This window comes from Streptomyces sp. NBC_01476, from assembly GCF_036227265.1.
Taxonomy (GTDB): domain Bacteria; phylum Actinomycetota; class Actinomycetes; order Streptomycetales; family Streptomycetaceae; genus Actinacidiphila.
This window is the reverse complement of record NZ_CP109446.1, coordinates 3,195,585-3,218,540: the sequence shown is the minus strand read 5'-3', so window position 1 is coordinate 3,218,540 and position 22,956 is coordinate 3,195,585. Positions and strand designations below refer to the sequence as shown.

19 protein-coding genes are annotated in these 22,956 nt (G+C 72.0%); 7 read left to right on the top strand and 12 right to left on the bottom strand.

The window, feature by feature from the left end:
* Positions 1-135: 135 nt before the first annotated feature.
* Entirely contained in the window at positions 136-1,386 is a 1,251-nt protein-coding gene (locus tag OG552_RS14315; protein WP_329132869.1) for a phosphodiester glycosidase family protein, read from the top strand.
* Between the two features lie 347 nt (positions 1,387-1,733).
* Complete coding sequence (locus OG552_RS14310) at positions 1,734-2,837, top strand: ADP-ribosylglycohydrolase family protein (RefSeq protein ID WP_329132867.1); 1,104 nt, start codon at positions 1,734-1,736, stop codon at positions 2,835-2,837.
* Here the strand turns inward: OG552_RS14310 and OG552_RS14305 are convergent.
* The 5 genes from OG552_RS14305 to OG552_RS14285 all read right to left on the bottom strand — a co-directional run bounded on the left by OG552_RS14305 (position 2,822) and on the right by OG552_RS14285 (position 8,740).
* Complete coding sequence (locus OG552_RS14305) at positions 2,822-4,435, bottom strand: sodium:solute symporter family protein (protein ID WP_329132865.1); 1,614 nt, start codon at positions 4,433-4,435, stop codon at positions 2,822-2,824. The two genes, OG552_RS14310 and OG552_RS14305, sit on opposite strands and share 16 nt — an antisense overlap.
* A 433-nt stretch (positions 4,436-4,868) precedes the next feature.
* Positions 4,869-6,059: an aminotransferase-like domain-containing protein gene (locus OG552_RS14300; RefSeq protein ID WP_329132863.1), complete on the bottom strand. Its 1,191-nt coding sequence runs from the start codon at positions 6,057-6,059 to the stop codon at positions 4,869-4,871.
* A gap of 194 nt (positions 6,060-6,253) precedes the next feature.
* The gene (locus tag OG552_RS14295; RefSeq protein WP_329132861.1) at positions 6,254-6,466 is read right to left on the bottom strand and encodes a DUF397 domain-containing protein; all 213 of its coding nucleotides are present in this window, start codon (positions 6,464-6,466) and stop codon (positions 6,254-6,256) included.
* 175 nt (positions 6,467-6,641) lie between these two features.
* On the bottom strand, positions 6,642-7,499 hold the full coding sequence (locus OG552_RS14290) for a helix-turn-helix domain-containing protein (protein ID WP_329132859.1): 858 nt from the start codon (positions 7,497-7,499) through the stop codon (positions 6,642-6,644).
* Positions 7,500-8,032: 533 nt separating this feature from the next.
* On the bottom strand, positions 8,033-8,740 hold the full coding sequence (locus tag OG552_RS14285; protein ID WP_329132857.1) for a GOLPH3/VPS74 family protein: 708 nt from the start codon (positions 8,738-8,740) through the stop codon (positions 8,033-8,035).
* A gap of 714 nt (positions 8,741-9,454) precedes the next feature.
* On the opposite strand from OG552_RS14285, the gene OG552_RS14280 reads away from it, so the two are divergent.
* A complete protein-coding gene (locus OG552_RS14280; protein WP_329132856.1) occupies positions 9,455-11,539 on the top strand; it encodes a D-alanyl-D-alanine carboxypeptidase in 2,085 nt (694 codons plus the stop codon).
* A 216-nt stretch (positions 11,540-11,755) separates the two neighbouring features.
* On the opposite strand, the gene OG552_RS14275 is transcribed toward OG552_RS14280, so the two are convergent.
* The 3 genes from OG552_RS14275 to OG552_RS14265 all read right to left on the bottom strand — a co-directional run bounded on the left by OG552_RS14275 (position 11,756) and on the right by OG552_RS14265 (position 15,054).
* A complete protein-coding gene (locus OG552_RS14275) occupies positions 11,756-14,119 on the bottom strand; it encodes a heavy metal translocating P-type ATPase (protein ID WP_329132854.1) in 2,364 nt (787 codons plus the stop codon).
* Between the two features lie 109 nt (positions 14,120-14,228).
* Positions 14,229-14,441 carry a heavy-metal-associated domain-containing protein gene (locus tag OG552_RS14270; RefSeq protein WP_443070930.1) on the bottom strand — a complete coding sequence of 71 codons (213 nt, stop codon included), beginning with the start codon at positions 14,439-14,441 and terminating at the stop codon, positions 14,229-14,231.
* A 169-nt stretch (positions 14,442-14,610) separates the two neighbouring features.
* Positions 14,611-15,054, bottom strand: a complete 444-nt coding sequence (locus OG552_RS14265; protein ID WP_329132852.1) for a MarR family winged helix-turn-helix transcriptional regulator — start codon at positions 15,052-15,054, stop codon at positions 14,611-14,613.
* A 195-nt stretch (positions 15,055-15,249) separates the two neighbouring features.
* Here OG552_RS14265 and OG552_RS14260 point away from each other — a divergent pair, with 195 nt between their 5' ends.
* Both OG552_RS14260 and panD read left to right on the top strand, forming a co-directional pair.
* On the top strand, positions 15,250-17,280 hold the full coding sequence (locus OG552_RS14260; protein WP_329132850.1) for an FUSC family protein: 2,031 nt from the start codon (positions 15,250-15,252) through the stop codon (positions 17,278-17,280).
* A gap of 119 nt (positions 17,281-17,399) precedes the next feature.
* Positions 17,400-17,822, top strand: a complete 423-nt coding sequence (gene panD, locus OG552_RS14255; RefSeq protein ID WP_329132848.1) for an aspartate 1-decarboxylase — start codon at positions 17,400-17,402, stop codon at positions 17,820-17,822.
* 85 nt (positions 17,823-17,907) lie between these two features.
* Here panD and OG552_RS14250 read toward each other — a convergent pair whose 3' ends face one another.
* Entirely contained in the window at positions 17,908-18,111 is a 204-nt protein-coding gene (locus OG552_RS14250) for a hypothetical protein (protein ID WP_329132846.1), read from the bottom strand.
* Between the two features lie 200 nt (positions 18,112-18,311).
* Between OG552_RS14250 and OG552_RS14245 the strand changes: the two genes are divergently transcribed.
* Positions 18,312-19,103, top strand: a complete 792-nt coding sequence (locus OG552_RS14245) for a VOC family protein (RefSeq protein ID WP_329132844.1) — start codon at positions 18,312-18,314, stop codon at positions 19,101-19,103.
* Between the two features lie 73 nt (positions 19,104-19,176).
* Here OG552_RS14245 and OG552_RS14240 read toward each other — a convergent pair whose 3' ends face one another.
* The 3 genes from OG552_RS14240 to OG552_RS14230 all read right to left on the bottom strand — a co-directional run bounded on the left by OG552_RS14240 (position 19,177) and on the right by OG552_RS14230 (position 22,224).
* Positions 19,177-20,193, bottom strand: a complete 1,017-nt coding sequence (locus OG552_RS14240; RefSeq protein ID WP_329132842.1) for a pseudouridine synthase — start codon at positions 20,191-20,193, stop codon at positions 19,177-19,179.
* A 38-nt stretch (positions 20,194-20,231) separates the two neighbouring features.
* Positions 20,232-21,470 carry a permease gene (locus tag OG552_RS14235; RefSeq protein ID WP_329132840.1) on the bottom strand — a complete coding sequence of 413 codons (1,239 nt, stop codon included), beginning with the start codon at positions 21,468-21,470 and terminating at the stop codon, positions 20,232-20,234.
* Positions 21,471-21,750: 280 nt separating this feature from the next.
* Positions 21,751-22,224, bottom strand: a complete 474-nt coding sequence (locus tag OG552_RS14230; RefSeq protein ID WP_329132838.1) for a hypothetical protein — start codon at positions 22,222-22,224, stop codon at positions 21,751-21,753.
* 289 nt (positions 22,225-22,513) lie between these two features.
* Here OG552_RS14230 and OG552_RS14225 point away from each other — a divergent pair, with 289 nt between their 5' ends.
* On the top strand, positions 22,514-22,693 hold the full coding sequence (locus tag OG552_RS14225) for a helix-turn-helix domain-containing protein (RefSeq protein WP_329132836.1): 180 nt from the start codon (positions 22,514-22,516) through the stop codon (positions 22,691-22,693).
* Positions 22,694-22,956 lie beyond the last annotated feature (263 nt).

Below are 22,956 nucleotides of genomic sequence, written 5' to 3'. Positions count from 1 at the left end.
CCCCTCACCGGGCCGCCACCCCGGTGAATTACGCCCCCTGTCACGGCCCCGTCTCCCGCTGTTCCTTGGCGGGAGCCTGCCGTGGTGGTGAAGTCCTGCGTGGCAGAGTTGAGTTGCTACGCCCTTGGGGGAGACGTGACGGGGAGCAGCAGGAGCAGGGCGCGTACGGTCACCGCGGCAGCGGCAGCCGTCCTGGCCGTGGCCGGGACACTCGCCGGGGCCGGTGCGGCCACCGCCGACGACAGCGGGGTGCCGTACGACCACGTGGAGCACCTGGCCCGAGGCGTGACCTATGGGGAGTTCACGGTCACCGCCTCCCAAGGCACCGTGCACGGGCACGTCCTGACGGTGGATCTGCGCGCACCCGGCGTCCGCGCCGACCTGCTGACTCCGGGCGCGGTCGCGGCCCGCGGCGCCGTGTCACAACTCGCCGACGCCACGCACGCGGTGGGCGCTGTCAACGGCGACTTCTTCAACATCACCGAGGACCAGCACCCGGGCGTACCGCCCACCGGCTCGTCCGACGGGCCGGAGATCGCCTCGGGCCGGGCACTGAAGGCCGCGGTGCCGGACGCACAGCGGTTCGGGCCCGGCATGCCGCCGGGGGTGACCACCGAGGACGTCCTCGGGCTCGGCGCCGACAAGAAGGCCCGCCTGGACCGGCTCACCCTCAAGGGCGAGGTGAAGACCGCCCACGGCAGCTATCCGCTCGGCGGCTACAACCAGTACGCGCTCCCCGACAACGGCATCGGCGCCTACACCGCGGACTGGGGCACCCTCTCCCGCGAGCGCGCCGTCTGCGGGAGCGGCATCTCCCGCGCCGCCCCCTGCAGCACCGACACCTACGAAGTGGCCGTCCGTCACGGCCGCGTCGTCTCGACGGCCGGCGCCCCCGGCGAGGGCGCGATCCCGCCGGGCACCACCGTGCTGCTCGGCCGGGACGCCGGCGCCGACACCCTGCGCGACCACCTGCACCTCGGGGACCGGGTCCGGGCCGACGCGCGGCTGACCCCGGCCGCGACCCGGGTCCCGTACGTCTTCGCGGTCGGCGGCTTCCCGGTGCTCCGGGCTGGGCAGCCGCTGCCCGGGCTCGACGCGAAGACCGCGGCGACCAGGACCGCGGCCGGGTTCGGCGACCGCGGCCACACCCTCTACCTGCTCGCCCTGGATGGCAGCGCCGAGGCGAACGCGGGCCTGACCATCGCCGAACTCGCTGGCGTCATGCGGCAGATCGGCGCCGACAACGCGGTCAATCTGGACGGCGGCGGCTCCACCACGATGGTCACCCGCGCCACCGGAGAGCCGGCCGCGACTGTGCGCAACCACCCGTCGGGCGGCGCCGAGCGACCGGTCGCCAACGCGATCGGCATCCTCGCGGGCCGCTGAGGCCGCCTCGGATTGCTGTGCCCGCTTCGATCCGCTGAGGCTGCTCCGACCGCTGTGCCCGCTCCGACCCGCCGAGCCCGCTCCGGTCCGCGGGGCGTATGCAGGGGGCGCACAGGCGAACGCGCGCTCCCTCCGTACCCCTGCCGTACGCCTGTCCGCTCTCTGTGCGCTGGGAGAATCCCTCCCCATCTGCCTTTTCGTGACCGTTCGGGGCCGTTCACCTCCGTTCACCTCCGTTCGCGGACAACCCCGGCCTCCTCACCGCCGCCCCCTTCCCCTCCCAGTGCGGTCGGCTATCGTGCTGGCGCAGAACGGGTCTGACCGGGGGCTGATCGAAAGGGACCGCCTTGACCGCTGTCTGGGGACGTGCGCAGCAGCAGGACTTCCGCAGCCGGGTGCGGGGCTGCCTGCTCGGCGGCGCGATCGGCGACGCCCTCGGCGCGGGCGTGGAGTTCGAGTCGCTCGACGCGATCCAGCAGAGCCACGGGCCGGACGGCATCACCGACTACGTGCAGGCGTACGGCAGACGCGGCGCGGTCACCGACGACACGCAGATGACGCTCTTCACGGTCGAGGGGCTGATACGGGCCCAGGTGCGCCGCGACACCGGCGCCTGGCACCCGCCGACCGACGTCCACCGCGCCTACCGCCGCTGGGCCGCCACCCAGAGCGAGTGGGGCCCTGACGAGCGCCGCAAGGACACCGGCTGGCTGGCCCGCGAGGAGTGGCTGTACGCCCAGCGGGCCCCCGGCGGCGCCTGTCTGTCCGGCCTGTCCGACGACCGGATGGGCACCCTGGAGGAGCCGAAGAACCCCGGCTCCAAGGGCTGCGGTACCGTGATGCGCTCCGCGCCCTTCGGCCTGCTGGTCGGCTGGGAACCGCAACTCGTCTTCCAGCTCGCGGTGGAGTGCGCCGCCCAGACCCACGGCCACCCCACCGGCCAGCTCGCGGCCGGCGCCTTCGCCGTCATCGTGCACGGCCTGGCCCGCGGCGAGGCCCTGGACGGCTCGGTCCAGCACGCCCTGGCCCTGCTCGGCGCCCGCCCGGGCCACCAGGAGACCACTGACGCCCTGCAGAGCGCCCTGGGCGCGGTCCGGCAGGGACTTCCGTCCCCCCAGCGCATCGAGGCGCTGGGCGAGGGCTGGACCGCCGAGGAGGCACTGGCCATCGGCGTCTACTGCGCGCTGGTCGCCGAAGACGTACGGCACGGCCTGCTGCTGGCGGTCAACCACGGCGGCGACAGCGACTCCACCGGCTCCATCTGCGGCAACCTCCTCGGCGTCCAGCACGGCGAGACGGCGCTGCCCCCGGCCTGGATCGCCGAACTCGAAGGGCGCAGCACCATCCTGCAGCTCGCCGACGACTTCGCCATGGAGATGACCCAGGCCCCCGCCCTGCACGGCCCGTCCGGCGCGAGCCCCGCCTGGCTGGACCGCTACCCGGCGGCGTGACGGGTGCCGGGGCCGTCCTGGTGCTGCTCGGCCGCCGCTGAAGGCCGCGCCACCGGACCGGGCTCCTGCGCCGGCTCCGGCAGGGCGATCGCGGCGGAGCCCGGCGGGTCGGTGTTGACCTTGGCGATCAGCGCGTCGCGCTCCGGGGTGTCCTCCGGCTTGATCCAGCCGATGACGATGTAGAGGACCAGCGAGACCGCGAGCGGGGCCGCCACCTGGTACTGGAGCTTCACCCCGCCCTGGACCGCGTCGTTGACCGGGTAGTTGAGCAGGTAGAAGGCGAGCAGCCCCATCGCCCAGCTGGTGAGGGCCGCGGTGGGGCCCGACCTGCGGAAGGCCCGCATCAGGCCGAGCATGAAGGGGATCGCGATCGGGCCGACGAGTCCGGCCACCCACTTGATGACGACCGTGATGATGTCCTTGAAGGTCGGCGAGTTGACCTGGGTGGCGACCGCCATGGACAGCCCCAGGAAGGCCACGGTGGTGAAGCGGGCCGCGATCAGGCCGGCCCGGGCGGTCCAGGCGTGGGCGGTGCGGGAGAAGGCGGGGGCGATGTCCCGGGTGACGACCGCGGCGATGGCGTTGGCGTCGGAGGAGCACATCGCCATGGTGTGCGAGAAGAAGCCGACCACGACCAGCCCCAGCAGGCCGTGCGGCAGCAGGCGTTCGACCATCAGCCCGTAGGAGTCGGAGCCGTCGGGCTTGCGGGCGTGGACCAGCAGCGGCGAGATCCACATCGGGAAGAAGAGCACCAGCGGCCAGACGAACCACAGCGCCGACGACAGGACGGCCGAACGTGTCGCCTCCCGGGCTGACCTGGTGGCCATGTAGCGCTGGGCCTGGTTCCACATGCCGCCGTTGTACTCGAAGGTCTTGATGAAGAGGTACGCCAGCAGGAAGACCAGCGTGTACGGGCCCGCGGTCGGCTCGCCGTGGTGGCGCAGGGCGGGCTCGTCCCAGACGGTCCAGATGCCGCTGAACCCGCCGACCTTGCCGAGAGCGGCCACCAGCATGGCCAGGCCCGCGACCAACTGGATGACGAACTGGCCGAGTTCGGTGAGCGCGTCCGCCCACAGGCCGCCGACCGTGCAGTAGACCGCGGTGATCGCGCCGGTGATGACGATGCCCTGGGTGAGGGTGATCCCGGTGAAGACCGACAACAAGGTGGCGATGGCAGCCCACTTGGCGCCGACGTCCACGATCTTCAGCAGCACCCCGGACCAGGCGAGCGCCTGCTGGGTGGTGAGGTTGTAGCGGTCCTTGAGGTACTCCAGTGGTGAGGCGACGTGGAGTTGGGAGCGCATCCGGTTGAGCCGGGGCGCGAAGAGCCTGGCTCCGATGGCGATGCCGATCGCGATCGGGAAGGACCAGGTGACGTAGGACGTGATGCCGTACTGGTAGGCGATGCCCGCGTATCCGGTGAACATCACCGCGCTGTAGCCGGACATGTGGTGGGAGATGCCGGAGAGCCACCACGGCATCCGGCCGCCGGCCGTGAAGTAGTCGCCCACGTCGTCGACGCGTTTGTGCGACCAGAGGCCGATCGCCACCATCACGCCGAAGTACGCGATGAGCACAGCCCAGTCGAGACCGTTCATGTCCCCTCCAGGGGGTCAGCCGTGTGAACGTGGGGGCGCACTTCGCCGGGAGGTGCCACCGGTGTCCATGGGGGCAGTGCGTCCCCTGCGGGAGGGGGGACGTCGGGGGATTGAACCGCTGCCCGAAGGGGCCGGTCAAGAGCAGCGACGTTCACAAGTCTGAATAGAGATCATGACTCAGAACGATTTTGCGCTCTCTTTACTTAACTTGGCATTGTGATGACCCGTCCGGTCCGCCCACGATGAGCGGGCCCTTCGCCGGGCGGCAGGCAGGACGGACAGCGCGAACGGCCGCCCGGGACGCGGGAGTCCCGGACGGCCGTCGGAGAAGGAGGGTGCGGGGGATACGGGGATACAGGGAGTACGGGGATACAGGGATACAGGGATACGCAGACGCAGGGAAGCGGGGGCCGTGGGGCGGTGGGGCCGCGCGTCAGAAGACCTTGGCGAGCCGCGCCAGCCCCTCCGCGATCTCCGCCGGCGTGTGCGTCGTGAACGACATCCGCAGCGCCCCCGGTTCGGGCGCCGCGGCGAAGAAGGGCGCACCGGGCACATAGGCGACGTCGTACGTGATCGCGGTCCGCAGCAGCGCGGTGGCGTCGTGGCCCCCGGGCAGGCGGACCCAGACGAACATCCCGCCCTCGGGCCGGTTCCACGCGCTGCCGGGCGGAAGGGCGGCGGGCAGCCCGGCCACCAGCGCGTCCCGCCGGGCGCGGTAGGCGCTACGCACCCGGTCCAGATGCGCGTCCAGGTCGCGGTCGGCGAGGTAACGGGCCGCGGCGGCCTGGTCGACGGTGGAGGTGTGCAGGTCGGCGGCCTGCTTGGCGATGACGCAGGCCCGGGCGAGGCCGGCCGGGGCGCGCAGCCAGCCGAGCCGCATACCGGGCGCCATGATCTTGGAGAAGCTGCCCAGCAGGATCGTCCGGTCGGCGGCGGCCTCCAGCGAGGCGATCCACGGCTCGGACGCCCCCTCGAAGCGCAGTTCGCCGTACGGGTCGTCCTCGGCGATCCACAGTCCGTGCCGACCGGCCACCTCGGCGACCGCGCGCCGGCGTGCGAGCGGGAGCGTACGGCCGGTCGGATTCTGGAAGTTGGGAATCAGGTAGAGGAGTTTCGGCCGCTCCCGCAGCACCAGTTCCTCCAGCGCCTCCGGGATCACCCCGTCGCCGTCGGTCGGCACCGCCACCACCCGGGCGCCCGCGAAGCCGAAGCACTGCAACGCCGCAAGGTAGGTGGGGTTTTCGACCAGCACCACGTCGCCCGGCTCCAGCAGCGCGGTGGCGATCAGCGTCAGCCCCTGCTGCGAACCGCCGGTCACCAGCAGGTCGTCGGGCCCGGTCGCGAAGCCGCGCGCGGTCAGCCGGCCGGCCACCGCGGCCCGCAGCGCCGGATCGCCCTCGGTGGTGGAGTACTGCAGCACCCTGCCGGGCTGCTCGGCCAGGACCCGGTCGTACGCCGCCCGGATCCCCTCGGCGTCGAACAGCTCCGGTGCCGGCAGCCCGCCGGCGAAGGAGATCACCTCGGGCCGCGCGGTCAGCGCCAGGATCTCGCGTACCGGCGAGGCGCCGACCTCACGGGCGCGGGCGGCCAGGGCGGGGAGATCGGCGCGGGCGGTGAGAGTCATGCCCGGCAGCCTACGAAGATTTGCTAGGACGTCCAGGTACTTTCCACCATGCGGTCCGCAGGCCGCAGGCCGCCGGCCCGGTGGTGCGGGCCGGCGGGTGCGTGCCGGTGGGCGCGGGCGCGGGTGCCAAGCGGATGCCCCCTCGGCCAGGACGGCGAGCCGGTCGAGGGGGCGTACATGCGGTGCGTTCCTGGTCAGACCTCGGGGAACTCGCCCAGGTGGGCACTCTTGATGAAGGACGACCAAGAGGTGGCCGAGAACCGCAGGACCGGCCCGGCCGGATCCTTGGAGTCGCGAACGGCGACCACGCTGCTGCCGGCGGTAGCCATTTCCACGCAGTCGCCGTTGGCGGCCGAGTAGGAGGACTTCTTCCAGTTGTTGTCGGTGGGATCCTGCTGCGATGCCATTTCCGCTCCGGATGCTTCAGACGATGAGCCATTCACGCTGAGTGGCGCAAATGACGCTACTCGCCAACATCACCGCACGGAGGGAGCCTTCACCCGACTGGATGGCATATTCGATGACCGGCTTACGTAGTGACGCCCCGGCTTGTATGATCCGCACCCACGAACGACAGTGCGATCAGGCCGTGTACTCATTCGCCACATCGGTGATGAACTGCCGGGACTGCTCGGGGTTGAGCGCCTGGGCCCGCAGATGCTCGTACATCATGCTGTAGCTCTGCACATCGATCGGTTTCTCCAGGTAGAGGTCGCTGGTGACCCCCTCCAGGTACACCACGCTGGAGTCCGACTCGTCCTCGAACTCCAGGATCGCGAACTTGCCGTACATCCCCGGGTGCGCGCCCACCGCGTACGGCAGGACCTGCAAGGTCACGTGCGGCATGGTGCTCACCTCGGCGAGGTGCTCCAGCTGTTCGTGCATGATCCCCGCGCTGCCCACCACCCTGCGCAGCAGCGCCTCGTCCACCACGGCCCAGTAACGCAGCGGCCGTACCGTGTCGACGATCCGCTCCTGGCGCTTCAACCGCACCTGGATGCGCTTCTCCAGCTCCGCCGCGGTCGCCTCGGGCCACATCCCCTCGATCACCGCAGCCGCGTAACTGCGCGTCTGCAGCAGGCCCGGGACGATCAGCGACTCGTACACCCGCAGCGACGCCGCCTCGGTCTCCAGCCCGATGTACACGCTGTACGGCACGTCGCCGAAGGCGTGCCACCAGCCCTGCTGCCGCGACTCCTTGGCCATGTTCATCAGGGAGTCGACGATGCGTGCGTCGTCCACCCCGTACACACCGCACAGATCGCGGACGTCCCGCTGGCTGATGCTGCGCCGGCCGTTCTCCAGCCGGCTGATCTTCGACTGGGAGACCAGAAGCCGGGCCGCCACTTCCTCGGCCGTCATGCCCTTCTGCTCCCGGAGCCTGCGCAGCTCCGAACCGAGACGGCGGCGCCTGACGGTGGGGTTGACGTTGGCGACCACAGGAACTGCACCTCCACGCTGATCCGTACTGATGGTCAGCAGCCTGCCACTACCGGTCATCGCCGCGCTGGCGAATGAACGGAACAAGCTTGCCCGCCGGACCGATACGGGCGCGAAAGCGGGCAACCGCGGACGGCCACCGGGCGGCGGACCGTCACGGGTGGGCGGCCACCGGGCGGCGGTCACCGGGCGGACGGTCACCGGGCGGCGGGCGCCGGTGAAACGCGACGCGCGGGACGCCGGTTCCGGAACCTCCGGAGATCCGCCGCCCCGCGCGTCACAGCGGCTCCCGGAACGGGTCGCTGCGGACGGCGGCTGCTCGGCGGTGCCCGGTCCCTGCCGGCGGACACCGCTGCCGTCCTGATCGTGCGAGTCGTGCTGCTCCCCGTCCGTGTCCTGATCACGGACGAGGTGCTGTCAGGCAGTCAACTCTGCCTGTGTACCGGGTGTGCGCCGCGGGATTGCGTTTATCCGCCGCGTACACCCCGCCTGCTACAACCGTGCTGATGTCGCCGATGAGAAGCCCGCACCGATCATCGGGCGCCGGCCCGGGCCATGGAGCCGTGCCCTGCCGAACGCTGCGGCTGTGCCTGGGCCGGCGGACGCTTGGGTTGCGCCGCCACCCCGTTCTGCACATCCATCACGGCGTGCGCGACGAGGCCGCCCATGGGGTCGTAACGGATCAGGTCCCGCAGGCGCGATCGCGAGGACCGTCCTTCGTTACCCGGGTACAGGTGCTTGCCGAGTCCCACGGCGTGGGCGAGCGCGGCGAGCGCCGCGGTCCGCGGGTCCGGCGGAACGCCGGTGCGGATCGCACTGTCCAGCCGGGCTCTGATCTCCCGGCTGACCGCGCTGTCGGTCGCCTGATACCGCGTTGTCGGCAGCACCCCGCACATCTGACCCGGCACGGCGTGCACCATGCCGCACCGCTCCAGGTGCGCGAGATACGTCTGGCGCAGCCCCAGCCGGGGCCCGCCGATCCAGTGGACGGCGCGGACCGGACTGCCGCGTCGCCGCAGCAGTTCGAGCGCGGAGTCCAGAGTCGGATCTCCTGTCGGCCGTGGGTGCACCACGGCGATACGATCCCCGTCAGGGGCTATCCGTCCGGCCAGGGCCAGCTCGACGAGCTGTGCCCCGGCGAGGCCGAGGTCGAGTGATTGCGGCTGCGCCGTGGTCCCGGTCGTCGGGTCCAGGGCGAGCAGCAACAACTCTTCCGGAATACTTCTGCGGCTCTTGCCCATCCATGCCTCCCCGCGTGGATGAATGACAGGGTGACGCCTCTCACACCGGCCTGTCGAGAGCGCCTTTGCCATATCGGCGGGAACCGGGTGGTATGTCGTTCTCGTCTACGGGGTGGGTGGGGTGTCGCAGACGGGCTACGGGCTTGGCGCGGGACACTGGCCGACGAGGGCCCGGGCGGGCAGCTGCGCCGTTCGGCGGCCCCCTCACGAAATGTGCACGATCGTTGACGATGTGTGGAGGAGGTCTGCGTGACGGGCGAGTCCCCCGGCAGGGAGCAGCAGCACGGAGCGTCGGGGGAGGTGGCCGATCGGGCCGCCGCTGATCCGAGAATTGCGGTGTTCGGGGTGCCCATCGAGACGCATGGGGCGCCTGATGCGACCCGGGCGGAGCGAACATCGGATGAAACGACCGCCGCGCCCGAGGAGCCCGCCGGCGTGAGCGCGGGCGGCGCGGCCGCTCCGCGAGCGACGGGGGCGGCGGCTTCCGCGCCCTCCGGATCGCGCCCGCACCCGGCTCCGGAGTCCGCCGTGGCGATGGTCGCGGGTACGCCGAATGACGTAGCGGGCGTCCAGGAGGTGGACGCCCCGGCCTCTCGGCCGGCCGACGATGAGCCCTCGAAAACGGAACCGAATCGTGACCAGGCCGCTGGGGCGGATGAGTCCTCTGATGCGGGTGGTACGGAAGGGGTTTCGGCGGGGTCGGCCGCGAGCACGGTGACCGGAGGTGCCGAGAGGACCGATGGCCCGGAGGAAGGACCGCAGGACGGGGCCGATGGCTCCGCCGGGGGGCCGGGGGAGGCCGGCGAACCGGATGACCCGGACGATCCGGAGGACCTGGAGGACTCGGACGAGTCGGGTGATCCGGGTGAGGGTGCCGGGGCCGATGGCTCGGCCGGCGCCGGGGAGCCGGCGGAAGCGGCCGGCGCTGCGGATGCTGGGGGCGCCGACGAGGCTTCCGGCACCGAGGCTGATGCCGACGCCGAAACTGACGCCGATGCCGAGGCTGATGCCGACGTAGCTGACGCCGATGCCGGGGGCGCCTCGGACTCGGGTGAGGCCGGCCGCTCCGGCGCCGCCGAGGGCTCGGCCGGCGCCGGGGACAAGGGCTCCGACGACGCCGCCCCGGCTGAGACCCCCGCCGACGCCCCCACGGACCTCTCTGCCGGCACCGCCCCGGAGGAGGACGCCGGGCCGAGTGGTGCGGACGCCACCCCCGATCCCGCCGCCAAACGCTTCGTCAAACCGCTCGTCTCGGACATCCCCGACCGCCCCGAGGGCGACGGCGACGGCCCGGTGGTCTTCGGCACGCCCGGCAGGCCCGTGGCGGCCCGTACCAGCCCGTACGCGCCCATGCGGCCCGCCCCCGCGCCCCTGCCGCCGGCCGCCAGGCCGCCCGCCCGGGAGAAGAGCTCTCAGGGCTCCCCGAAAGCGGCGGGCGCGGGGCCCGCGGCCCCCGTCGAGGGCGAGCGCGTCGGCCCCGAGGGCACCCGCGGCATGCCTGTGCCGCCCAGCCCCGAGGCGCCCCTGAAGCTCCTCGCCGAGCTGACCAACACCCCGCCGAAGCCGCAGACCCCGTGGCGCAGCACCCTGCGGCGGTTCAGGATCTGGACCCCGCTGGTCGTCCTGCTCGCGCTGGTCTACGTGATCGTGCAGGCCGTACGCCCGCTGCCGTCGCCGGACCTGGAGCTGACCGCGGCCTCCACGTACACCTTCGACGGCACCCCGCTGCCCCAGTCGATGCCGTGGCCGTCGCAGGGCCAGTCGGTCGCCGAGGTCGAAGGGCTCGGCTCACTGGGTGTGCACGGCGCCCAGACCCCGGTGCCGATCGCGAGCGTCACCAAGGTGATGACCGCGTACCTGATACTGCGGGACCACCCGCTGACCGGTAAGCAGAACGGCCCGCTGATCACCGTCGACCAGCAGGCGGCCAACGAGTCGTCGTCCACCGACGAGTCCACCGCGGCCGTCAAGGCGGGCCAGCGGTTCTCCGAACGGCAGATGCTGCAGCTGCTGTTGATCCCGTCCGGCAACAACATCGCCCGGCTGCTTGCCCGCTGGGACTCCGGCACGCAGGAGAAGTTCGTCGCGAAGATGACGAAGGCCGCCGCCGGCCTGGGCATGACCCACACCACCTACACCGGGGCGAGCGGCTTCGAGGAGACCACCGTCAGCACCGCGGAGGACCAGCTCAAGCTGGCCCGCCAGGTGATGAAGAACGACGTCTTCCGGTCGGTCGTCGCGCTGCCGAACATCAGCATCCCCGGCGTCGGCACGATCTACAACAACAACAACGACCTGGTGCACCTCGGGGTCGTCGGCATCAAGACCGGCTCCAGCACCCCGGCCGGCGGCGCCCTGATGTGGGCGGCGCAGAAGAAGGTCGCCGGCAAGGAGCAGTTGATCCTCGGCGTGATGCTCCAGCAGCGCGGCGGGACCACCGTCTTCGACAGCCTGCAGCTCGCCCTGGACAACAGCCAGAAGCTGATCAACTCCGTTCAGTCCGGGCTGACATCGGCGACGGTGGTGAAGAAGGGCGAGGTCGTCGGCGAGGTCCACGACGGGCTGGGCGGCAGCACCCCGGTGGTGGCGGGCAAGGACCTCACCGCGATCGGCTGGCCGGGCCTGACATCGAAGGTCACCATGACCACCAACTCCTCCGGTGTGCCGCACAACGCCAAGGCCGGCACCCAGGTCGGCACGATCAGCTTCGGTACGGGCACGGCCCGCACGACCGTCCCGGTGACGCTGCGGAGCGACCTGAAGGAACCGTCGTTCGGCACGAAGCTGACCTGGATCTAGCCGTCCGGCGGCTGACTCACCGGGTCGGCCGGGGAGTTCACGCTCCAGGGGCGTACGGAAGCGCAAGGTGATCCGTACGTCCCTGAGCAGGCCGGTGAGGCGGGGGTCGCGTCCACGCCTCCCCGGCCTTTGCAGTGGCTGTCAACTGCCGTTCCACGACGCGCTGCCGCCGCTCCTCCGCCCCGGTGTACGCATCACCTGCCCGGCGGACCCCGCTCAGTCGGAGAGCGGCCTGAAGCTCCGCAGACGCAGGCTGTTGCCCACCACGAAGACGGAGGAGAGCGCCATCGCCGCCCCGGCGATCATCGGGTTGAGCAGGCCCGCCGCGGCCAGCGGGATCGCCGCGAGGTTGTAGGCGAAGGCCCAGAAGAGGTTGGCCTTGATGGTGGCGAGGGTCTTCCGGGACAGGCGGATCGCGTCGGCGGCCACCCGCAGGTCACCGCGGACGAGCGTGAGGTCACCCGCCTCGATCGCCGCGTCGGTCCCCGTGCCCATGGCGAGCCCGAGGTCCGCCTGCGCCAGGGCCGCGGCATCGTTGACGCCGTCGCCGACCATCGCGACCGTACGGCCCTGGTCCTGGAGCCCGCGGACGACGGCGACTTTCTCCTCGGGCAGCACCCCGGCGTGGACGTCCGCCGGGTCGATACCCACCTCCGCGGCGACCGCGCCGGCCACCGCCGCGTTGTCGCCGGTCAGCAGTACCGGCCGCAGTCCCAGTGCCCGCAGCCGCCGTACCGCCTCCGCGCTCGTCGGCTTCACCGCGTCCGCGACCACCAGCACCGCCCGCGCCCGCCCGTCCCAGGCGACGAGGACCGCGGTGCCGCCGCGGGCCTCGGCCGCGCTCTTCGCTGCCGCGAGTTCCGCGGGCAGGCGCACGCCGGCGTCGGCGAGCAGTTGCTCCCGTCCGACCAGCACCGCGTGCCCTTCGACGGTGCCGCGCACGCCGAGCCCCGGGACGTTCGTGAAGTCGCCTTCCACCGGTGGGAGTTCCCCGGCCCGGTCGGCCGCCGCGGTGGCGATCGCCTTCGCGATGGGGTGCTCGGAGGCGTGCTCCAGGGCGCCGGCCAGCCGCAGGACGTCCTTCTCCTCGGCCTTCTCGCCGGCCTTCTCGTGGGTGGCGTCGGTGGCGTCGGTGTCGTCGGTGCTGACGGGGCCAACCGTGTGCACTTCGGTGAGCGTCATCGAACCGGTCGTGACCGTACCTGTCTTGTCCAGCACCACCGTGTCGACCGCCCGGGTCGATTCCAGCACCTCAGGACCCTTGATCAGGATGCCGAGTTGGGCGCCGCGCCCGGTGCCGACGAGCAGCGCGGTCGGCGTGGCCAGTCCCAGCGCGCACGGGCAGGCGATGATCAGCACCGCCACGGCCGCGGTGAACGCCGCCGCCGCGCCCTCGCCGAAGCCGAGCCACACCCCGAGCGTGCCGAGGGCCAGCACGATCACCGCGGGCACGAACACCGCCGAGATCCGGTCGGCGAGCCGCTGGGCCGCCGCCTTGCCGTTCTGCGCGTCCTCCACCAGGCTGGCCATCCGGGCCAGTTGGGTGTCGGCGCCGATCCGCAGCGCCTCGACCACGATCCGGCCGCCGGCGTTCACCGTCGCCCCGGTGACCGGCGAACCGGGCCCCACCTCCACCGGTACCGACTCTCCGGTGAGCATCGACGCGTCCACCGCGGAACCGCCGTCCCGCACCACCCCGTCGGTCGCGATCTTCTCCCCCGGCCGCACCACGAACCGGTCCCCGACCGCCAACTCACCCACCGGCACCCGTACTTCCGTCTCCCGGCCGGTCACGTCCCGGCGCAGCACCGCGACATCTCTCGCGCCCAGCTCCAGCAGGGCACGCAACGCCGCTCCGGCCCGCCGCTTGGCCCGGGCCTCGAAGTACCGGCCGGCCAGCAGAAAGGCGGTGACCCCGGCGGCTGCCTCCAGATAGAGATCACCGCTCGCGTCACCGCGGCTGATGGTGAACGCGAACGGGTGGGTCATGCCGGGCATCCCGGCCGTACCGAAGAACAGTGCCCACAGCGACCAGCCGTACGCGGCGAGCGTGCCCACCGAGACGAGGGTGTCCATCGTCGCGGCGCCATGGCGCGCGTTGGTCCAGGCGGCCCGGTGGAAGGGCCAGCCGGCGTAGACCACCACCGGGGAGGCCAGGGTCAGCGCCAGCCACTGCCAGTTGGTGAACTGCAGCGCCGGGATCATCGACAGCGCGACGACGGGGACGGCGAGGACCACGGCGGTGGTCAACCGCTGGCGCAGCGACGTCAGTTCGGGGTCTTCGGGGGCGGCTTCCGCGTCGTCCCGGGACGGTGGCGCGGCGGCGGGCGGGGCGGGGAGCGCGGCGGTGTAACCGGTGGCCTCGACGGTCGCGATGAGGTCACCGACCCCGATGCCCCCGCCGAAGGCCACCTTCGCCTTCTCGGTCGCGTAGTTGACCGTGGCGACGCTGACGCCGTCCATCCGGTTGAGCTTCTTCTCGATGCGGGCGGCGCACGACGCGCAGGTCATGCCGCCGATCTCCAGCTCGATCCGCTGCTCGGCGGGTCCGCCGTCCGTGTGTGCGGTGGTGGTCGCCATGTCCACTCCCCAATTCGGTGCTGTGTGCGCCGGGTGTGCGCCGGGGCGTGTCGCCCCGCCGTTCCGGCCGGGCCCCGGCTCACCCGGCCGGCTCTGCTCCGCGGCAGGCTCAGGCGGGGCCGACGAGCTCGTAGCCCGCCTCGTCCACCGCGGCGCGGATGGTCTCCTCGTCGAGCGGCTGCTCGGAGGCGACGGTCACCAGCCCGGTCTTCGCCACCGCCGTCACGGAGGTGACACCCGGAATCGCGGTGACCTCCTTGCTGACGGCGGACTCGCAGTGGCCGCAGCTCATGCCGGACACGGAGTAGACGGTCTCGCTCATGCTGTGCTCCTCGTGGTGTGCGTGGGGGAACTGCTTCCCCGCCCTCACTCTCTTCACCATATACCCCCCCTAGGTATCGTGAGCACTACCCCCTGGGGGTATTTTCACCTGCCGGTACGATGAACGCGCTGATCGGCTCCGACCGGCTCGGACTTGCTGCGCCGCCGCCTCAGTCGTCGGCGGCCAGCCGGTCGAGCAGTCCCGCCGCCAGCCGGAGCACTTCCCGTTCCGTCTCGTTCAACTGGGTCGCCATCCGCTCCCGCAGCCACGCGTCCCAGTGGCCCACGTCCCGCGCCATCACCTGGAAGCCGTCCTCCGTCAGCGCGATCCGGTACTGCCGGCCGTCCGCCGCGTCCCGCTCCCGCGTCACCAGTCCGTCCTGCTCCAGCGCGGCCAGCGTCCGGGTGAGTGACTGCGGCTGTACGTGCAGGGCGCCGGCCATCGCGCCCGGACTGCTCGGTCCGGACCGGTTGAGGAGCGCGAGGATGGCGAGCTTTCCGCTCGGCAGCCCGTCGGGCAGCCGCTCGGCACGCATGCGGCGGCCCAGGCGGTTGACCGCGCGGCGGACAACGGCGGCGGAGTCGAGGGGCGGGGGTGGGAACATGGCTGCCATTTTCTAAGGAAAGCGTATTATCTGCACGGGACGGTCGCCGCGCTTGCTGGTGACTTGCGATCGAAGAGTCTGATAGTCGTACGCAATGCGTTGTATCTCGGCGGCTCGCGTCTTCGTACGGGTGAGGTGCGCGGCGCCATGCTGACGGACGGCGCACGGGTGATGTGCCGCGCGCGTGACAGGGAGAGCACAAGAATGCTGATCCGACTGCGACTGCTCGACCCCGGCCGTGTGCGCCTGCACATCGCCATACGTACGATCATCGCGGCGCTGGCGGCACTGCTGCTCTCCTGGCTGGTCATCCGATCCGCTGATCTGCCCGGCGGCATCGTGATGATCGCCACCGTGGTCGCCGTCCTGGTCTCGCGCAGCCTGCACGCGACCAGCCTCCCGCATCGCCTCTCCGCCCTGGTGTACGTGCCCGCCATCGGCATCGTCGCGACCTTCACCGGCCGCTTCATGGTGCACCACACCTGGCTGGGCGCCGCCGCCTTCGTCGGTGCGGTGTGGGCGTCGCGTTACCTCATGCGCTTCGGCGGCAGGGTGCGTCGCTTCGGACGGCTCGCCCTGACCCCGCTGATCTCGGTCCTGGTCGTCCCCGTCCCGCCGGACGCCGCCAGAGCGACCGGCCCGCTGTGGGGCGGAGCGGCCGGACTGATCGCGGTCGCCTGCGTGATCGCCGTGCAGGCACTCCTCCCGGCCCGCCCCACCCGCGAAGCCGCCGCCGCGGCCGGCGACCTCCGCTACGCCGTGACCCGGTTGCGGGCCCTCCCACCGGACGGCCGCCACCGTCCGCGCGCCGCCGCCGCCCTCCACCGCACCGCGCTCACCGTCGACACCCGCCTCACCGCCGCCCGCCTCCCCGAGGGCGCCGACCGCACCCCCCTCGACGACCTGGCCACCGCCGTCCTGCGCGCCGAAGTCCTCGCCCAGGAGCCCACCCCCGAAGACCCGGCCGCCACCCGCGGCCTCGACCCCGCACCGGACATGGCACCGGACACGGCACTGGACGCCACACGGGAGACGGCCCCGGACATCGCACGGGACCCCGCACCGGATGCCGTACGGGACACGCCAACGGACCCCGCACCGGACACGGCGCTCGCCACCGCGCTCGCCGGCGTCCGCCTCCGCGCCGTCGCCGTCCGCGGCATCCGCGCCACCGAACGGCCCGCCCCCGAGCCGCCCGCCCCCGCCCGCCGGGCCGGCGGCTGGCGCGATCCGCAACCCCAGACCCGGCTCGCCGCCCAACTCGCCGCCGCCATGGCCGCGGGCTTCGTCGCAGGCCACCTGCTCTTCCCGCAGCACTGGATGTGGACGGTGATCACCGCGTTCGTGGTGTGCAGCGCGGCCCAGGGCCGCGGGGACGTCGTCCACCGCAGCGGGCTCCGCGTCGCGGGCGCCTTCGCCGGCGCGCTCCTCGGCACCCTGGTCGCCCACCTGGTGGCCGGCGCTCCGGCCGCCGCGGTCGTGGTCATCTTCTGCTACCTGACGGTCGGCATCTGGCTGCGCGACCTCAACTACGCGATCTGGGCATTCTGCGTCACCAGCCTGCTCGCCGTCCTCTACTCCCTCAACGGCGAACACGGCGACGCCCTGCTCGTCCAGCGCCCCGAAGGCATCCTGGCCGGCTCGGTCTGCGGCATCGCAGCGGCCTTCTTCGTACTGCCGCTGCGTACCGAGACCGTGATGCGGGGCCGCGCCGCCCGCGCCCTGCGCGCGCTCCAGGAACTGCTCGCCGCGGTCCGCGAACCGGCCCCCGAGCCCGCCGCCGTCCGCCGGCTCACCCGCCAGGTGGACCGCGCCACCAAGGACCTGACCGAGGCGTCGGCTTCCGCCCGCGCCCACCGCACCTTCATCCGGCGCACCCCCGCCCGCCGGCGCGACGCCGGAACCGCCCACCCCGCCGACTGGGCCGACGCCCTCACCGCCTGCGCCCACGCCGCCCGCGCGCTGGCCGCCACCGACGCCGCCGACCTCGCCGCCGTGCGCCCGCAACTCGGCCTGACCGCCCGCAACATCGGCCAGGTACGCCGCCGGCTCGGCCACCGCCCCGACGCCACCGCGCCGACCGAGGTCCGCAACGCCCCCGCCCACCTGATCCGGCTCAACACCGCGCTCGCCCAGCTCTACGACCGCCTGCCCGCACCCGCGCTCTCCCCGGCGACCACCGCACCCCCGACCACGCCGAACCCGTCGGCCGGGACCGTCCCCGCCACCGGCTGAGATCTTCCGCACTTCGCCACCGGCCCCCGGCCGGCCCCCGCACCACGGGATCTACCCTGGATGCCGTCGGCGCGTACCCCCCAAGGACGCGACCCACTCATTCACCAGGAGGCGGCGCCATGCTGCGCACCATGTTCAAGTCCAAGATCCACCGGGCCACCGTGACCCAGGCCGATCTGCACTACGTGGGTTCCGTGACGGTCGACCGCGATCTGATGGACGCCGCCGACCTGCTGCCGGGCGAACTGGTCCACATCGTCGACATCACCAACGGCGCGCGCCTGGAGACCTATGTCATCGAGGGCGAGCGCGGCTCCGGCGTGATCGGCATCAACGGCGCCGCCGCCCACCTCGTGCACCCCGGTGACCTGGTCATCCTCATCAGCTACGCCCAGGTCGAGGACGCCGAGGCCCGTAGCCTGCGCCCGGCCGTCGTCCATGTCGACGCCGCCAACCGGATCACCGCTCTGGGCGCCGACGCCGCCGAGCCCACCCCCGGCACGGACACCGTCCGCCCCCCGCACGCGGTCGCGCACGTCTGAACCGTCCGGCACCTTGCGGCACGTCCGAAGGGAGAAGTCCTGGCCGGGCCGCGTCCGCAGCGGAACCCGGGGCGGCCGGCCGCAGTCAGGCCGCCGTCACCACCGCGGAGCCGCTGACCGGGCCGGGCACCGGACGTATCTCCATGCGGAGCTCGCGCGCGGCTGCCGTCCAACGGGCGCGCAGCCGCGCCAGCTCCGTCAGCTCCTCGGCCGTCCAGGGCCGGTCGCCGTGCTCCTGCACATACGCGCGCAGAACCGCGTTCGCTTGATCGAGTCTTCCCCCGTACATGCGAACAACCCTAGACGCGACCACTGACAATCCCGAATCCGTTTAGCCACCAGCCGTGTGCGCCAGGTCACGCCCCGCCCTGGACCGGCGGCCGTGACCTGCCGGTGGAGCGCGAATGTCAGCGCCCCCTGCCATGCTGATGTGAGGGAGGACACACCGTTCTAATCCGGCAATTCCCTCAGTCCACGGAGGTCGCCGCCATGCTCACCAACGACTATGTGCCGGGCGCGCCCAGCTGGATCGACCTGGGCAGCCGCGACACCGAGGCCGCCGCCGCGTTCTACAAGGCGGTGCTCGACTGGGACTTCCAGCCGATGGGCCCGGAGGCCGCCGGGTACGGCATGCTCCAGCTCGCCGGCCAGACCGTCGCAGGACTGGGCCCGCTGCAGGAGGCCGCCGCCCAGCCCGCCTGGACGGTGTACTTCGAGACGGCAGACGCCGACGCCACCTCCGAAGCCGTCGAAGCGGCCGGCGGCTCCGTCCGCTTCGCGCCGATGAAGGTCTTCGACCAGGGCCGGCTGGCCGGGTACACCGACCCGGGCGGCGCCGAGTTCGCCGTCTGGGAGCCCGCCGCCACCAAGGGCCTGGACCGCGTCGGCCCCGGCGCCCTGTGCTGGACGGAGCTCTACACACCCGACGGCGAACAGGCCAGGCGCTTCTACGGCACCGTCTTCCACTGGGATTTCGAGGACATGCCGTTGCCGCAGGGCTCCGGCACCTACATCGTCGCCTCCCGCGCCGGCGGCGGCCAGGAAGGCTCCCACGGCGGCATCATGCAACTCGCCGCCGACAGGCTCCCGGACGGCCTCAGTTACTGGCAGCCCTACTTCGGGGTCGCCGACACCGACGCCCTCACCGCCAGGACCACCGAGAAGGGCGGCTCCGTCCTCATGCCGCCCACCGACATGGAGGGCGTCGGCCGCATCGCCCTGCTCCGCGACCCGGAAGGCGCCTTCTTCGCCCTGCTCACCCCCGCGGAGTCCATGTCCTGAACGCGCCCGCCCGGAGAACACCCGGGGAACCTCACGCCGTGGACCTCACCTCTGGGGACCTCGCCCCGGGACCTCACACGGCGCGCCCGGAGTCCGGCCGGACCCCGGCGACGTCCTGCCACGCCGCCAACTCCCGTGCGCTCTCGAACCGCACCGCCCGCCCCGTCCACGGGTCGGTGAACTCCAGCGCCCGTGCGAGCAGTTGCAGCGGCCGCTGGTAGTAGCGGGGATCGTCCTCGGCCGGCTCGGGCGCGATCTCGGGGTAGAGCGGGTCGTTGAGCAGCGGAAGTCCGAGCCCGCTCATATGGACCCGCAGCTGGTGGGTACGTCCCGTCGCGGGCAGCAGCCGGTAGCGGCCGAGCCCGCCGCAGTGCGCCAGCAGCTCGATCCGGCTCTCCGCGTTGACCGGCCCGGGCACCTCCTGGGCGGCCAGCACCCCGTGCTCCTTGACGATCCGGCTGCGCACCGTCCGCGGCAGCTCCACCGCCGGATCGTGGGCGGCCACCGCCTCGTACTCCTTGCGCACCAGACGGTCCCGGAAGAGCGTCTGGTACGTGCCCCGGTCCTCCGGCCGTACGACGAACAGCACCAGCCCCGCCGTCAGCCTGTCCAGCCGGTGCGCGGGGGAGAGCCGCGGCAGCGCCAGGTCCCGCCGCAGCCGGGCCACCGCGGTCTCCGTGATGTGCCGGCCGCGCGGGGTGGTGGCCAGGAAGTGCGGCTTGTCCGCGACCACGATCCGCTCGTCCCGGTGCACGACCCGGATGGCGAACGGCACCGGCACCTCGGGCGCGAAATCACGGTGGAACCAGATGTACGCGCCGGCCCGGTACGCGGTCGCCGCGCCCACCGGCCGCCCGTCCTCGCCCACGAACCGCCCGTCGGCCAGCATCGCCTCGACCCGCCCGGGACCGATGGCGGTCGCGTAACGCTCCAGCAAATACGCGCGCACGGTCTCCGGGCGCCCGGGCACCGCCCCCTCGGCGAGCGCCTCGGCGTCCGGGCCGCCGGGCAGCCGCAGGCACACCGGGTCCACCCCGTCACGCTGCTCCAGCGGAGACGGCGGAGCCTTCCGCCCCGGTCTGCGCGTCACTGGCCACCATCCCGTCCGTCGAGCCCGATGCCGCCAGGCTACGTGGACGGGTGCTCGCCCAGGTGTCCGTCATGGTGTCCGCCGTGATCACCCTGATCACCGTGATCGCCCTGAGTCCCGTGTCCCTGGTGACCGCCGTCCGCCCCGGCCGGACCGCCGCCCATCATCCGCAGCATCGGCAGCCCCCCGGAGCGAAGGAAGCGCACCACCAGAGCTGCCGCGAGCAGCAGGAAGACGATGTTCAGATACGTGGTGTAGTTCCAGGTGACGCCCTCCATGGGGACGGTCGCGTCCGCCTGGTCCGGCACGATCCCCGCGCCGGAGAAGACCAGCTCGACCACGTAGCCGGCCACCACCATCGCCGCGTAGAAGGAAAGCGCGAGGAAGACCGTCATCCGCAGGCCGTAGTACCGGCGGTAGATGTTCAGAATCGGCAGGATCAGCAGGTCCGCGAAGATGAACGCCACCACCCCGCCGAAGCTGATGCCGCCCTTCCACAGCACCACCGCCAACGGCACATTGCCGATCGAGCAGACGAAGGACACCACCGCCACCAGCGGCCCGACGACCGGCCCCCACACCTTCGACGCCAGCGGGTGGCCCTCGAAGAAGAAGGTCCGCCAGAAGGCGTCCGGCACCCATGCCGCGATGGCCCCCGCGATCAGCAGCCCAATTACCAGATCCCGCAGGATCGCCGCCCACTCCATGACGAACACATGCGCCACCGACGTGAAGCCGTCCCGGGAGAGCAGCCGCCGCCAGAACGACCCCGGGCCCGCCACGGACATGTCCATCGCGGCGTGCCCCTCCATCGACCCGGCCACCCCGCGCGCCGCCTGGTCCCGCGCTTCCCGCAGCAGCCGGTCCCGCAGCAGCAGCCGGAAGAGCAGGGCGAGCACCACGATCATGATGGGGCCGCCGGCGAACTCCGCCGCGGTGAACTGCCACCCCATCAAGAGCGCCAGAATCACGCCGAGTTCCACCACCAGATTGGTCGAGGCGATCTCGAAGGCCATCGCCGCGGTGAAGTTTGCCCCCTTGACGACGAGCGAACGCGCGAGCGCCACCGCGGCGTACGAGCAGGACGACGACGCCGACCCGAGCAGCGCCGCCACCCCCAGAGTCCGCGGCCGGTCGTCACCCAGCAGTCGCACCACGGTGGACTTGCGCACCACCGCCTGCACCACCGCGGACAGCGCGAAACCGAGCACCAGCGCCCAGGTAATCTCCCAGGTCATCGACCCGGTGATGGACAGCGCGTGCAGGACGGCATGCATACAGAGCCTCTATTTCCGCACGTCGGAGGCGTCCTTCCACAACGGCGTGCAAAGCCGCGACGTCATGGAGGCGAGCTCCGGTGCCACGTACACCACGTAACCCTGTTTGTACGGCCTGACCCACAGCAAGACGCCCTCGGGCATGCTGGACGTACGTAGAACCCGAATCACTCGGCCCCCTGAACACCAGGGCGGTGGCCCCCTCGCCGGTGCGTTCATGCAACCACAAACGAGAGCCCGGGGTGACCGGAAAGTGACAGGCTGTGGATAACTCGGGGGTCTACTCGGACTTCTGGGGTCCCTGGGGTCCCTGCGGTCCTTCGAAGAGCTTGGGCAGCTGGGCCAGATAACCCTCCCGTTCCTCCCAGGCGAGCATCGCGTCCTTCAACTGCTCCGGCGTGGCCGTCGGTTTGCCCTTCACGACGACGACCATGTCCGCGTTGGGGGTGAGCGGCACGATCGTGGTGTCCAGGGTGGTGCCTTCGGTGAGGGTGTGGCTGACCCGCAGCGGCAGACCCCCGTACCCGTCGGCCTGCGACCGCCCGCCGGCCTGCTCTTCCGGCGGGTTCAGGGGCAGCGGGTCCTCGCCGCCGAGGATCCGTTCCACCGAGCCGCGCCGCCAGCCGAGTGCGTACTCGACGTTGAGCAGCGTCTTGGTGACCTTCTTGAACTTGTGACCCCGCTCGATGGTCTGGATCACGGTCCGCCCCGCGCCGTCGGCCAGCGCCCCGAGCTCTTCCTGACTGAGCCCCATAGCCGCGCGTGCTGCCGCAACGGCTCTGCCCAGTCCCGCCCAGTCTCCGTCCATGGCCCCACATCATGCCCTAGTCCATGCAACCAAGTGAGCGTCTTTCGACCTTTCGACCTGGGCCGAACGCCGCTCGCGGCGCCCATTGGGTTGCATGACGACGCGTCGGAAAAGCGGGCAGGTGCGGGCGCGGGGTGAGTGCGGGCTCATAATCAGAGCTTCAAGGCTCTTGAATCGGCTTGCGCGGCACGGCGCCTACCGCTAACTTCGGCACGTGAGACCGAACGGGGCGGCGATGAGGGCACTCCGAACCGCTCGGAAGATGAGCCTGCGGGACATGCAGCAGAGGACCGGCCTCGACAGGGGCCACCTGTCCCGCCTGGAACGCGGCCTCGTGGGGGCGAGCGACGACACCATCCGCCGCTACGCCCACGCCCTCGACGTACCGACCGCCGCCATCACGCACGACCGATGAGGAGTCCGGACGCGGTGAGCGGGGCGGCGCGGTTCCGCCTGCCCGTCGGCGGACCGGATTGGCGTCTCCGTACGACCCTCGAACGCATGTGCACTCGAACGGGTGAACACCCCCCGGGCCGTTCCGTCGTTTACCAGTCCGGAAGATGCCGCTGAGCGTGCCGAGGACCGACCTGCGGTCGGCCCCCTGGCCGGACCTCGACGCGCTGCGGTGGTCGTCCTGACCGCGGCCTGGCGGGGGAGCGCGGTCCGTTCGTGAAGCGT